We start from the raw sequence: 672 nt of genomic DNA, 5'->3' as shown, positions 1-672 counted from the left end.
CACTGCGCGTACTGGACGCACGTAGCTCCTGCTCGTTCCCGCGTTCCGCACGGGCACACCATCAGGCCGACCACCGAAAGGCCATTCTATGAATATCTGCCCAATGATAAGAAAACCTTATTTCAAGTGCAGGGGCCCGCAACGTGGTCTTATTCGGCCGCTGGTGATGGGCCCCCTTCCAGACGAACGAATCCCCGGCGGTGGGAAGCGATCTGGAGCCGGCCGCCGGGATCGGTGATGAGAGCGTTACCCTCGGCATCCCACAGCAGAACGCGATACCGCTGATCACGGCCACCTTCCCGGACCACAGCATAAATGTTGCCGATCGCCGGATGCGGTGACGACGGCCCGCGAGCAGGGGTGTGAACCTCATGGCGGCCGCAATGAGCGGCGGTATCCACGAACAACGACCGGGAAACAAAGAGGAGTCGTCGGTGCGGGTCGTTGTCGGTTGTCGTCATGTGGTGAGGGGTAACCGATAGCCCCGACGACAACGCCTGCGAGCCTATGAGTTGACCTCCCCAGCGGCCTTCTGGCTAAGAGCTCCTAACAGGTTCGGTTGAGTGGCGGTGATTCTCGTTGCGGTGCAGTATGTTTCGTCGTGGCGGCCCCGTGGATCGTGGACGACGAGTTGTGGACAGTGATCGAACCGCTACTGCCGGTCCGGGCACC

General features: G+C 61.5%; 1 protein-coding gene. It reads right to left on the bottom strand.

The features are described from left to right. Positions 1 to 149 precede the first annotated feature (149 nt). Positions 150 to 461 carry a hypothetical protein gene (locus GVY64_RS37065; protein ID WP_159851368.1) on the bottom strand — a complete coding sequence of 104 codons (312 nt, stop codon included), beginning with the start codon at positions 459 to 461 and terminating at the stop codon, positions 150 to 152. Positions 462 to 672 lie beyond the last annotated feature (211 nt).

The sequence above is a fragment of the Nocardia sp. CY41 genome, assembly GCF_009829325.1.
Taxonomy (GTDB): Bacteria; Actinomycetota; Actinomycetes; order Mycobacteriales; family Mycobacteriaceae; genus Nocardia.
The sequence above is the reverse complement of the archived record's forward strand: the minus strand, read 5'-3'. Positions and strand labels throughout refer to the sequence as shown.